13 protein-coding genes and 1 other RNA gene are annotated in these 12,692 nt (G+C 39.4%); 2 read left to right on the forward strand and 12 right to left on the reverse strand.

Translation table 11 applies throughout. The features are described 5' to 3' along the window. Positions 1-8: 8 nt before the first annotated feature. The 5 genes from ACFYKT_RS10800 to ACFYKT_RS10820 form a co-directional block, all read right to left on the reverse strand. Positions 9-674 (reverse strand): tetratricopeptide repeat protein, encoded by a 666-nt coding sequence (locus tag ACFYKT_RS10800; protein WP_389219338.1) that lies wholly within the window; start codon positions 672-674, stop codon positions 9-11. A gap of 352 nt (positions 675-1,026) precedes the next feature. Further along, positions 1,027-2,142 carry a tRNA 2-thiouridine(34) synthase MnmA gene (mnmA, locus tag ACFYKT_RS10805; protein WP_389219340.1) on the reverse strand — a complete coding sequence of 372 codons (1,116 nt, stop codon included), beginning with the start codon at positions 2,140-2,142 and terminating at the stop codon, positions 1,027-1,029. Between the two features lie 30 nt (positions 2,143-2,172). Next, positions 2,173-3,315: a cysteine desulfurase family protein gene (locus ACFYKT_RS10810; protein ID WP_389219342.1), complete on the reverse strand. Its 1,143-nt coding sequence runs from the start codon at positions 3,313-3,315 to the stop codon at positions 2,173-2,175. Between the two features lie 117 nt (positions 3,316-3,432). Beyond that, positions 3,433-3,852 carry a cysteine metabolism transcriptional regulator CymR gene (cymR, locus tag ACFYKT_RS10815; protein ID WP_389219344.1) on the reverse strand — a complete coding sequence of 140 codons (420 nt, stop codon included), beginning with the start codon at positions 3,850-3,852 and terminating at the stop codon, positions 3,433-3,435. Then, the gene (locus tag ACFYKT_RS10820) at positions 3,852-4,532 is read right to left on the reverse strand and encodes a YczE/YyaS/YitT family protein (RefSeq protein ID WP_389219346.1); all 681 of its coding nucleotides are present in this window, start codon (positions 4,530-4,532) and stop codon (positions 3,852-3,854) included. Before ACFYKT_RS10820 ends, cymR begins: the two co-directional genes overlap by 1 nt. 150 nt (positions 4,533-4,682) lie before the next feature. On the opposite strand from ACFYKT_RS10820, the gene ACFYKT_RS10825 reads away from it, so the two are divergent. Beyond that, positions 4,683-5,948, forward strand: a complete 1,266-nt coding sequence (locus ACFYKT_RS10825; protein WP_389219348.1) for a replication-associated recombination protein A — start codon at positions 4,683-4,685, stop codon at positions 5,946-5,948. Between the two features lie 313 nt (positions 5,949-6,261). Here the strand turns inward: ACFYKT_RS10825 and ACFYKT_RS10830 are convergent, their stop codons facing one another. The 6 genes from ACFYKT_RS10830 to ACFYKT_RS10855 all read right to left on the reverse strand — a co-directional run bounded on the left by ACFYKT_RS10830 (position 6,262) and on the right by ACFYKT_RS10855 (position 11,045). After that, complete coding sequence (locus tag ACFYKT_RS10830) at positions 6,262-7,221, reverse strand: ABC transporter permease (protein ID WP_389219350.1); 960 nt, start codon at positions 7,219-7,221, stop codon at positions 6,262-6,264. Further along, a complete protein-coding gene (locus ACFYKT_RS10835; RefSeq protein WP_389219750.1) occupies positions 7,214-8,140 on the reverse strand; it encodes an ABC transporter ATP-binding protein in 927 nt (308 codons plus the stop codon). Before ACFYKT_RS10835 ends, ACFYKT_RS10830 begins: the two co-directional genes overlap by 8 nt. Before the next feature lie 14 nt (positions 8,141-8,154). Beyond that, the gene (locus ACFYKT_RS10840; protein ID WP_389219352.1) at positions 8,155-8,847 is read right to left on the reverse strand and encodes an ABC transporter ATP-binding protein; all 693 of its coding nucleotides are present in this window, start codon (positions 8,845-8,847) and stop codon (positions 8,155-8,157) included. Position 8,848: 1 nt separating this feature from the next. Next, positions 8,849-9,223, reverse strand: a complete 375-nt coding sequence (locus tag ACFYKT_RS10845) for a GntR family transcriptional regulator (RefSeq protein WP_389219354.1) — start codon at positions 9,221-9,223, stop codon at positions 8,849-8,851. Between the two features lie 4 nt (positions 9,224-9,227). Next, entirely contained in the window at positions 9,228-10,013 is a 786-nt protein-coding gene (locus ACFYKT_RS10850; protein ID WP_389219355.1) for a hypothetical protein, read from the reverse strand. 270 nt (positions 10,014-10,283) lie between these two features. Continuing rightward, complete coding sequence (locus ACFYKT_RS10855) at positions 10,284-11,045, reverse strand: tRNA threonylcarbamoyladenosine dehydratase (protein ID WP_389219357.1); 762 nt, start codon at positions 11,043-11,045, stop codon at positions 10,284-10,286. Between the two features lie 217 nt (positions 11,046-11,262). On the opposite strand from ACFYKT_RS10855, the gene ACFYKT_RS10860 reads away from it, so the two are divergent. Then, complete coding sequence (locus ACFYKT_RS10860; protein WP_389219359.1) at positions 11,263-12,216, forward strand: NAD(P)H-dependent flavin oxidoreductase; 954 nt, start codon at positions 11,263-11,265, stop codon at positions 12,214-12,216. 234 nt (positions 12,217-12,450) lie between these two features. Here ACFYKT_RS10860 and ssrS read toward each other — a convergent pair. After that, positions 12,451-12,636, reverse strand: a non-coding RNA gene (ssrS, locus tag ACFYKT_RS10865) — 6S RNA. Positions 12,637-12,692 lie beyond the last annotated feature (56 nt).

Genomic DNA, 12,692 nt, shown 5'->3' on the forward strand with positions numbered 1-12,692 from the left:
GCATGAAATTATTGTGTATCTGTGTTTCCTTTTTCAATTAGCTTCTTTCCGTATCCAGCAAGCATATGATCAGGCTGACTGTCCAATGCCTTATTGAAATAATCAAGTGCCTTCTTTTCTTCTTCCTTAAATCCGTAAGCAACACCTAAGTTATAGTAAGCATCTGCATGTTCAGGATCAATCGCAATACACTTTTCTAATTGTAAAATAGATTCATCTACATAATTCAGCTGTGCCAAACATAATCCATATTGAAAAAAGCCTTCCGCATCATCCACATTAAGTTCCGTACTTCGTTGGAGATATGGCAATGCCAATTTCCCCTGCTCAAGCGCAACAAGAGACAGACCAAGCATGAAGAAATTATCCCCTGACTCCAAGCCTTTTTTCATTGCTGATTCAAACATGGTCTTTGCTGCGTCAAATTGCTCCAGCTCATAATACAAATTCCCTGCACTATAATAGGCAGTTGCTGCCTCTCCATCGAGCTCAATCGCCTTTTGGTAAAACTTCAACGCCCTTTCGACCTCTCCAACCGCTGATAAAACATTGCCAAAATTAATATAGGAAACAGCATCCATTGGATTTTCTTCTATCGCTTCCATAAATGTCGTAGCTGCCTCTTCCCATTTGCCTTCTTGCATATATTGAATACCTAATTGGTTTTTATTCATCCTTATTCACTCCATTTCTTCTTTCAAAATTATAGCATATAATGTTCTATTCAATCACTTCAAGAAAAAGCTTTGTTTGTTGCCTTTAACACGAATTCGTAAAAGTTGATTTCCGCTCCAGGTCGCTCGCTTTCCGCGGGGTGGGCGCTGAGCCTCCTCGACGCTAATGCGTCTGCGGGGTCTCAGCTGTCCCACACTTCCCGCAGGAGTCTCGCACCTTCCGCTACAATCAACTAACCATAACTGTCTTCGATTTTCACTCACATCATTTATTCAAAAAACAACAATCTTTTAGAAAAGCTCCTAAATAAAAAAGCCCCAATTCTATATGAGAAGAATTGGGGCAATCTATTTATCCAACATAATCTAAACGTTTTCCGTCTTTGTATACTTCGTCAATCGTTCCGCCGCCAAGACATTCGTCCCCATCATAGAAGACAACTGCTTGACCTGGTGTAATCGCACGAATCGGTTCATCGAAGATTACTCTCACTTTATCATCTGCTAATCGCTCAACTGTTACTTTATTATCAGACTGGCGATATCTAAATTTTGCTGTACATTCAAATGTTTGCGGTTTCTCTGTATTTGAAACCCATCCGACATTTACCGCTGTAATGGAATGTGAGTATAGCTTTTCATTATGAAAGCCTTGTCCGACATAAAGGACATTTCTCTTTAAATCCTTCCCTATCGCAAACCAAGGTTCTCCAGATCCGCCAATTCCCAATCCATGACGCTGACCAATCGTATAGTACATGAGCCCATCATGCTTGCCCATTACTTTTCCATCGAATGTTTCCATGTTTCCTGGCTGAGCAGGTAAATAATTACCGAGAAACTCCTTGAAATTCCGTTCACCAATAAAGCAAATGCCCGTACTGTCCTTCTTCGTTGCGGTTGCAAGCTCAGCCGCAGCTGCAAGCTCCCGTACTTTAGATTTTTCAATACTGCCAATTGGGAACATAACCTTTTCAAGCTGTTCCTGGCTTAATTGGTTTAAGAAATACGTTTGATCCTTATTTTCATCGATCCCGCGAAGCATTTTAACTTCACCATCGCGATGCTCCACTCGTGCATAATGACCGGTAGCTAAATAGTCTGCACCTAGATTCATTGCATGCTCAAGAAATGCCTTAAACTTAATTTCTTTATTACACATGACATCAGGGTTTGGCGTTCTTCCCGCTTTATACTCATCAAGGAAATAAGTAAACACCTTGTCCCAATATTGCTTTTCGAAATTAACTGCATAATAAGGAATCCCGATTTGATTACAAACCCGGATTACATCTTCATAATCCTCTGTAGCTGTACAGACCCCAAATTCATCGGTGTCGTCCCAGTTCTTCATAAAAATTCCGATCACATCATAGCCTTGCTCCTTAAGAAGAAGTGCGGCAACCGAGGAATCGACTCCACCGGACATCCCTACGACAACGCGGGTATCCTTCGGTGCTTTCGTCATTTCATTTCACCACGTTTCCCAATAAATAATCTATTTAGTTAATCGCTTAACGATTTTACTTGTTTCTTCTGCTGCTTTTTCAACCTGCTCTAATGTGTTGAAAAGGCCAAAACTAAAGCGAATTGAATTTTGCAGACGTTCATCTCCCTGACCAAACATGGCAACAAGCACATGCGATGGATCAATTGAACCAGCTGTACATGCAGACCCGCTTGATGCCGCAATACCAGCTAAATCTAAATTCACAAGCATAGCCTCCACATTTGTTCCAGGAAAGCTTAAGTTTAAAACATGGGGCAATGAATAATCAAGTGATCCGTTTTGGCTAAATTCAACTTTATTTTCAGTTAGTCTTTTTAGAAAAGCTGTCTTGAATCCTTGATACTCTTTTCCTTTACTCTCCATTTCCTGTTGGCTGATTCGAACAGCTTCGAGGAATCCGGCAATGGAAGGAACATTTTCTGTCCCTGCACGTCTTTTTCTTTCCTGTTCACCACCAAATAAACGAGGAGAAAGCTTCACATCTTTGCTTGCATATAAGAACCCGATTCCTTTAGGTCCATTTATTTTATGAGCAGAAACAGATAATAAATCAATTCCACATTCTTTAACATTTATTTTTTCCAATCCATATGCTTGGACTGCATCTGTATGGAAAATAGCGGGGTGTTCAGCAAGGATTTGCCCAATTTCTTTAATTGGCTGAATTGTTCCGACTTCATTATTGCCATACATGATTGTAACAAGGATCGTGTCGTCCCTTAATGCTTTTTCAACATCTGCCGCATGAATCCTTCCCTTTTGGTCAACTGGAAGATATGTTATTTCATATCCTTGCTTTTCCAATTGCTGACAAGCATGAAGGACTGCATGATGCTCTACTCGTGTTGTAATAATATGCTTTCCTTGTGCTCCGTACGATTCCGCCACACCAAAAATAGCATGATTGTCCGCTTCCGTTCCACCACTAGTAAAAATAATTTCATTCGTTTCAGCACCAATGCTTTTCGCCAATTCTGTACGGGCTTCATCAATGATATGACGAGCACTGCGGCCAAAATGATGGATGCTTGATGGATTGCCAAATTCTGCGCCCATAACCTCCATCATTTTATCGATTACTTTTGGATGCATAGGCGAAGTAGCAGCATGGTCAACGTAAATCCGTTCCAATTTATTCACCTTCTTATCTGAAATGCACTGTTATTGAATTTGTATTTGTAAATTGTTGGACACTTTTCAACCTTCAGGCCCACTTACCAATTTACAGGCCACTGAACTATTTACAGATTAAATATAGAACATATACCCATCAGATTCGCCATCATCTTTAAAGTTGGCTAAATCTTCTACTGTTGTATTATCTAATACATCTTTCACTGCATCGCGAATGCGCATCCAGAGATGTTTCTTAGCAGGTTCTTCATCTTCAATTCCTTCAACAGGACTTATCGGCCCCTCCAGTACGCGAATAATATCTCCGGCTGTAATATTTGCTGGGGCATCACCAAGAACATAACCACCGTATGCGCCGCGGATGCTTTTTACTAAACCAGCATTTCTTAAAGGAGCAATAAGCTGTTCCAGATAATGCTCAGACAAGTTATTCGTCTGTGCAATCGATTTTAATGAGATCGGACCTTCTCCATGCTTTTTGGCTAATTCAATCATAATCGTTAATCCATATCGTCCTTTTGTCGATATTTTCATCAACTTACACCTCTATCCTTCTCTTTGCCAATTGTTGTATATACTTGTTTTTTCAAACTTGCTAAAAATCGGTCTGTTACCATCTGACATTGTGGCAATGCTATTCCCGCCAGTGGGCCGATTGCTAAACCAATGATTATGGTTCCCCAAAATACAGGACCCCCAAGCTGCCATCCAATAATAAGGACGATCACTTCCATGAAACTCCGAACACGGCCTACCTTCCAGCCTGTCTTTGATGTTAAGGCAATCATTAAACTATCTCTTGGACCTGCTCCAAACTGTGCTGAAATGTAGATGCCCATTCCATAGCAATAAATAATAATCCCGCAAAGAAACATTACAATTTTTCCAGCTAATGCAGAAGGCGTCTGCATGAACGGCAGCAATAAGTATAAATCAATAAAGACACCAATCAAAACCATATTTAAAAAGGCACCCATTTTCGGGAACTCTTTTGAGATAAGCGAAGCAACAGTTAGAATCACAATCCCAACAATAACTGACCAGCTTCCGATTGTCAGCCCAAGCTGATAGTACAGGCCAACGTGCAGGACGTCCCAGGGCGTTGCTCCTAAATCAGCAATAATCAATAATACAATCCCTAGACTCATAACGAGAAGACCAGTTAAATACACAATAAATCTCGCACCTATCTGACCGCTTTTTTTCGTATTCATTGCCTTATCTCCCCGCCCCAAAAGGTTTATTCTCAGTAAATAGATAGACTTTTGTAATTATAACATATTTAATTAGCTTTATCATTTTGCCTAATCATGTAATATGGTATGTTTATTTAAATAACCTTTGAACGTTTTGGAGTGATAGACATGAGTATTAAACCATTGGCCTTTCGAATGCGGCCAAGGTCTATTGAGGAAATTATTGGCCAAGAGCATCTTGTAGCTGAGGGCAAAATCATTCATCGGATGGTAAAAGCAAAACAGCTATCCTCAATGATTTTATACGGTCCCCCTGGAATCGGTAAAACGTCCATTGCAAGTGCTATTGCTGGAAGTACCAGTTATGCTTTCCGCACGCTTAACGCAGTAACGAACAACAAAAAGGATATGGAAGTCGTGGCTGCAGAAGCGAAAATGTCTGGGAAGGTCATTCTTCTTCTTGATGAAGTCCATCGACTGGATAAAGGCAAACAGGATTTTCTGCTTCCTTATTTAGAAAATGGAATGATTACTTTAATTGGAGCAACGACTAGTAACCCATACCATGCGATCAATCCAGCGATCAGGAGCCGCTGTCAAATTTTCGAATTAAAGCCTTTATCAGTAGAAAATATAAAAGAGGCGCTTCTAAGAGCACTTAGTGACAGTGAACGTGGGATAGGTGAGAAACATGTCAATATTAGTGAAGATGCGCTCACACACTTTGCGACCGCTTCTAATGGAGATGTTCGAAGCTCTTTAAATGCATTAGAGCTTGCCGTATTGTCTACAGAGCCTGATGATGCTGGCATCATCCGCATTGACTTGCAATCGGCAGAGGAATGTATGCAGCGAAAGAGTTTGTCACATGACAAAGACGGAGATGCCCATTATGATGTGCTGTCAGCCTTCCAGAAATCGATTCGCGGCAGTGATGTCAATGCTGCCTTACATTATTTAGGAAGATTAATTGAGGCAGGAGATCTGCAAAGCATTGGAAGAAGATTGCTTGTGATTGCCTATGAAGATATTGGACTCGCTTCACCACAGGCCGGTGCACGAACACTTGCTGCGATTGAAACATCAGAACGAATCGGATTTCCTGAAGCGAGAATCCCGCTTGCAAATGCGGTCATTGAATTATGTTTATCTCCAAAATCTAATTCAGCAGTAATCGCAATTGGTGCAGCCCTCGAAGATATAAGAGCTGGCAAGAGCGGAGAAGTTCCCGACCATTTGAAGGATGCCCATTACAAGGGGGCAAAAGAACTTGGCAGAGGGATTGAATACAAATACCCACATGATTATGATGCAGGCTGGGTGAAGCAGCAATACTTACCTGATCGCTTGAAAAACAAAATCTATTATGAACCGAAGAAGACAGGGAAATTCGAACAGGCATTGGCAACTATTTATAGCAAGTTATTGAAATAAAAAAATAGTTGCGGACTGTTGTTCCGCTATTTCATCATAATCCCTTTATTTTTTACACTTTCGGACTTAAGTTCCGCTATTAAGGTTCAAGAGCGTAAATTTCGGATGAAGATGACTCATTAACGGAATAGGTGTCCGTTCGCGTAGTAAAAATAGTAGATCATATACAAATAGCGGATTGGGTGTCCGCTACATTTTTCAAATAGACCCTCATTTCGCTATCAGTCATCCATCTTCAAAAAATGCTCAGAGTTCAATCGATCTCTGAGCATTTTGATATTTACAAAGGACTATCCAATAATGCCACCCATTCCTATGCAGCAACATCCCTCTTTTTAAATACATAAAATGCAACAGCCTGAAAGAGAAGGAAGTAAATGATGATCATTACAATTGAAAACCCTAATGTCATCCCATCTACCATTGGCGCTCCTTCAAAGTACTGCAGAAGATCTGTGTTTGCAAAAAGGATATATTTTGCCCATTCATATTTCATTGCAATTAATCGTGTCAACTGTCCGCCCATGAACATTAGGAAGAGCGATAAACCAATTGCTAGTGAGCTGTTTCTGAATGCTGCAGAAATCATGAATGCCATAGTTGCCAGCATAATCATATTAATAGATTTCAGTCCGAAATAAATGATTAGATGAACAAGCATGCTCTGCTCCGTAACAGTACCATTATAATAATTTAAATATGGAGCAGGATTACTTGGGAAACCGAAAAGAATCATTCCATAAATTCCTGAAAAGGCAAATAGGATGAAGAGCATGAACAAGCCAAATAGCAAAACAGTCAAATATTTTGCCGCCAAAATTTTTCCTCTTTTTATCGGCCGGATTAATAGCAGCTTAATTGTTCCCCAGTTAAATTCACTGGCAACGATTCCTGCTGCGATAATGATCGTGAATAAACCAGCAAATTCAATCATTTGCGATGCATCAGTTAAAAATCCCCAGACAGAATACCCGTCATTTGGTGATAAATCATTTTTAATTCTATATTCGTTTATCGTGATTTCTCTTTCATAGCTAGTCTTTACTTCTGCTGGTAGCGCATCTCCCATTTCATCTAGTTCTTTTTTATAGCTTTCATTCTGAACCTGAAGACCTTTTTTCCATTCTGAATTGTCTGGAACACTTCCTCTGCTATCCTGATACTTGATAAAGCCGCCCATAGCTATTAATACGAAAAGGAGCAGCCCGATCATGACATATGTTCCTGTTCTTCTAAATATTTTCATCCATTCGTTTTGAATCAATTTAATCATGAACAAGTTCCCCCTTTTGTGAAGTAACCTCAAGGAAACGATCTTCTAATGTTTTCGTTACTTCCTTAACGCCAAAAATTTGAATGTCTTGACTAACAAAATATTTTATTATCTCAGGAATACTCTCTCTTTTAAGCGGCAAAGCGACGCCATTTTCAGTTAACTGCACTCTTATATCTGGAAAAATCTCTTTAACCATTCGTTCGGCATGTTCTTTTCGATCTACCTCAATTTCATAAATCTTCTCATTCCCTTGAACAAAATCAGTCATTAGCTGAACATCAATGAGCTTCCCTTGCTGAATGATTCCAATTCGATCACACATCATTTCCATTTCTGATAGCAAATGGCTTGATACGATAACAGCCATATCCTTTTCTCTTGCTAACTTTCTAACATGGTCCCTGATTTCGCGAATTCCTGCAGGGTCCAAGCCATTCGTCGGTTCATCCAAAATCAAGATTTTCGGATCATGCAAAAGACACTGTGCCAATCCAAGACGCTGTCTCATTCCAAGTGAATATGTTTTTACCTTGTCATGAATACGATCAGTAAGACCTACGAATTCAACAGTTTCAGCAATTTTTTCTTTCGTAACGCCTTGAGACATCCGGGCATAATGAATGAGATTTTGATAACCACTCATGAACTTATACATTTCCGGATTTTCAACAATGCCCCCCACATGTCTAATCGCCTGCTCAAAATCAGTTTTAATGCTATGACCAAGAATTTTAATATCACCTGAAGTCATTCCGATCAGACCAACAATCATTCGAATCGTTGTTGTTTTTCCAGCACCATTTGGGCCCAGAAAGCCAAATACTTCCCCTTTGTTAACATTAAAGCTTAGTGAATCAATAATCGTTCTGCCCTTAATCGTTTTGGTTACATTTTGAATTTCCACAAGGGTATCCATTGTCTTTTCTCCTCTCATTCTTTAAAAGTCTCCTTCATCCACTGAATAATTGATAAACCTCTTGTTTCTCTTAAATCCTCGACATTTTGCCGATCGATCACTTTTCCATCTTTAATCGCAAGTACCTCATCTAGTAAAGGCTCAATTTCATCAATTTCATGGGTCGCAATGACAACTGTTTGATTCTCGAAATCAATATAAGATAGTAGTCCTTTTACAATTGAATCTCTTACCATTGGATCAAGACCTGAAAAAGGCTCATCTAATAGCAGGACAGATGTTTCCCTTGCCAATGCAAGTACAAGTTTTAATCTTCCCCGATTCCCCTTTGACAATTGCTTTAGCTTTTTATCAGGATCTAGCTTCATAAATGTTAATAACTCATTCGCACGATCGATTCGAAAATCCTCAAACTGCGAAGCATAGAAGTTAATCATATCCTTCACCTTAAAAGGCTGATAGAAACTATCTAGTTCAGATAAATAGGCTACTTCTTTTGCAATTCTTCTATCAACTGGAATTTCATTTACAAGAACAGTTCCTTTCGAAGAATGAACAAGTCCCGCTATAATCTTTAATGTCGTTGATTTTCCACTTCCATTCGGACCTATTAAGCCATAGATTTTCCCTTTCTCCAGAGTAAAGGACACATCATCTAAGCCAGAATCCCGTCCGTATTTTTTGGATACATTTTTGAATTCGATCATCTTAACTCTCCCGCTTTCCATTAAAATATCTTTTTAAGCCAGAGATCATATCCTCTTCTGAAAGTCCAAGTTCTTTCATGTTGTTAACAAACGATTCGATGATGTCCATTTGCATACCGAGCTTTAATCGATGAATCATTCCCTCATTCTCCGTTACAAACGTTCCTTGCCCTCGTTTCGTTTCCACGATTTCCATCCTCTCCAATTCACTGTATGTTCTTTGAATCGTATTTGGATTGACTCCTGATTGTACGGCCATTTCACGAACGGAAGGGAGCTTGTTTCCGGGCAATAAATCCCCTCGGATAATTTGCTGATTAATCTTGTCTGCAATTTGCATATATATAGGCCTTGATGCTTGGAATTCCTCACCCATGACGTCACACCTCAACTTTCCGCTCTAACAGCCAAACGGAGGCATAGAAAACGATAATAACGATAACTGTATAAATCATTCCATTCATTATTGATAGTTCAGCATTTTCTACAAAGCCAGCAGAAGCCGAAGTTTTCCCTGCTTCGAACTCCAACGAATAGGCATCGAGTTTAATAACTCCTATGTTTTTTAGCTTTTGATACAATGGCAGATTGCTCACATAATTGCCTATTGTCGTTAACAAAATCCAAGTGCCAATAACAATCGGCCAACGAAGGGAACTCAAGATTGGAACATTTTTCAAAGAATGAAATAACGACCAATAAAATAAAACCCAGACTCCCAGGAAAAGAGTTCCTAGCGTAATCCCTACTCCCATTAAGGTAAGATTGAGGACTGGCCCCCCAGTTAAATTAAACAGGCTTACCACGTTCACCGCATGAGAGAGTCCCATAATTGCAACAACGAGTGAAATGAAAAAAGAAACAACATATAAAACAAAGCCAGCTGTTAGTTTAGCTAGAAAAAGCGCAGCTCCACTATTTGGATTGTGTAGCCATAGCTGTGTTTGGCCCTCAATGTTAAGTGAAGATAGAAGGTATGCAGGTAAGTAAAGTCCATGCCCAACTAATATCAGCACGGCCACGACAGCGAAAATATTTGGCTCATTGAAATATTTCGTCAAGCCTACACCGATAATTACACCAAATAACAATAGAGCGATTCCGACCATAAACCAATTTTTCGTCAGTTTTAATTCTTTATAGAGTAAACCTTTAAAAGCCTTCACAAGCTCCAACCTCCAAATCGGCGTTCTAGTGTTCTAGTTACATAGTACACTGATACATAATTATCCGTCAATTGGTAATTTTCCATGGGAATTAAGAATTTTCGGGGTTATTTTGCAAAAAAACTGTTTTATTTGCAATAAGTATGATTAATTTTGCAAATTCAGCATTATTTTTGCAAAAAGCCACAATACCTTTGCAATAATACAGTCTTTTTTGCAAACTCCATTAAAAAAGGCCTGGCTTCAGCCAGCCAGGCCACTTGGTGCTCCTTAATCATTTACACGATAAATTTTAATATCTTTTAACAGTTCTCTATTCACATAACTCGCCATAATTAAGCCAGCTGTTGACGGGCAAAATGCATTGGATGCGGGCGGAATTTTGGCTTTGCGGATTTCCGCATCTTCCTTACCTACAACTTTACGGACATCCTCACGAATGACAATCGGGCTTTCATCAGAGAATACGACTGGAATTCCCTTTCTAATTCCTTCTTTTCTCAGACGTGTCCGAATAACTTTTGCAATTGGATCTGTATGTGTTTTCGAAATATCAGCAATTTGGAAGCGTGTCGGATCCAATTTATTAGCAGCACCCATACTAGAAATAATAGGAATATTGCGTTTTAAGCATTCCTTCATTAAATGGATTTTATAAGAAATAGTATCTGAGGCATCAATGACAAAATCGAGACCCTGCTCGAAAAATTGCTCATATGTTTCCTCTGTGTAAAACATTTTCAATGCAATAACTTCACACTCTGGATTAATATCTTTAATTCTTTCCTTCATTAAATCAACCTTTGGCTGCCCAATAGTTGAAAGCAAGGCAATGATTTGGCGATTCACATTCGTAATATCCACATCATCTTTATCAACAAGAACTAATCGGCCAACTCCAGATCGGGCTAATGCTTCAGCAGCAAACGTCCCTACCCCGCCAACTCCAAGAACAGCAACTGTACTATTTTTCATAATTTCAAGGCCTTCCGTACCAAAAGCCAACTCATTTCGTGAAAATTGATGCAACATCTATCTCAACTCCATAACTTTTTCAAAATGACATTTCTTTATTTTTTTCCCGATAATGAATATATCATACTTTTTGAAAAAAATAAGCATCAATCACAATCGAAAAATTTTTATACTAACTATTATGACCAGATGACAGTTGTCACTATTATATTTTTATTTCAGATGCTACGCTTAGGCGGGGATAAAAAAATAGGAGTAGAAATGGGGAATTAGTATGAGCTTACCACAATTAAAAATTGGGCATATGACACCAAAAGTTCCAATCCTTCAAGGCGGAATGGGTGTTGGCATTTCACTAAGCGGACTCGCTTCAGCTGTTGCAAATGCTGGGGGAATCGGAATTATTTCTGGTACTGGCATTTCGGCAGACGAATTAAGAAATCAGATTAGAAAAGCAAAAGAGCTTGTAAAGGGCTCTGGCTATATTGGCGTCAATGTCTTGTTTGCCATGAATGATTTTGCCGAAAATATGAAGGCCGCACTCCAAGAAAAAGTGGATTTTATTATTTCAGGTGCTGGTATTTCACGTGATATGTATGCATGGGGAAGAGAATACGGCATTCCAGTCATTTCTATCGTTTCATCTGCTAAGCTTGCCAGAATTTCAGAAAGACTTGGTGCTGCTGCAGTTGTCGTCGAAGGACATGAAGCTGGAGGACATCTCGGCACCGATCGACCGCTGTTTGAAATCCTTCCTGAAGTGGTCGAGGCAGTAAACATTCCTGTAATTGCAGCTGGAGGAATCCTGACAGGACATGACTTAGCTAAAGCTATTCAGATGGGGGCATCGGGAGTACAAATGGGGACCCGATTTGTCGCTAGTGAAGAATGTGATGCACCTTTATCATTTAAAGAAAAGTATGTAAACGCACAAGTTGGAGATACAGTTCTTGTCAAAACAACTGTTGGCCTACATGGAAGAGCAATAAAAAATAAATTCACTGACTTAATTTCCGGTACAGGAAAATTAAAAATAGAAAAATGCCATGATTGTTTAAAAAACTGCTCATATCGCTTCTGCACACTAGACTCACTCTTGAAGTCTGTTGGAGGAGATGTTGAGAATGGTTTAGTATTTGCCGGCTCAAGAGTAGCAGAAATCAAAAAGATCTTACCCGTTCGAGATATCATCAATAATATTACTGCAGAGTACCAGACAGCACAGTAATATTTCTTAATATTAGTTCTATTCGTCCCATGTTTTGATGTTCAATCATTGATGGGAACGTTTCTTCTTTTTCCGCTCCCGTGTTCGGACATTACAACCGCTGACTGGAACGTTTCACTATTTTACGTTCCAGTTTTTTAGTGTTTCGATCGCATTTGCTTTTCAATACCTGCCAAATTTCACACAAAAAATCCATGTCTGAGATAGACATGGATTTTATTTCGTATGTACGTAAAGAGTCCCAATCGTGCCGTCGCTTTGATGCCTTCGTTTTGAACCCGCACTCAGCAGGTGGGTGTCCTGTTCCCTGCTATTGTAAGTCCTCATCCATGAGGCATTTACGCGGCAGGAAAACTCGGTCTCCCGAAGAAATAATGTTGGTCAAAATTTTAGGTTACACAACGAACACATCAGGACTCTTTATTTGATTAATTGTATTTTACCATATTAGAATGACCCTTTCAAGCAATCCTAAA

This window comes from Cytobacillus mangrovibacter (genome assembly GCF_042865275.1).
Classification (GTDB): domain Bacteria; phylum Bacillota; class Bacilli; order Bacillales; family Cytobacillaceae; genus Cytobacillus; species Cytobacillus mangrovibacter.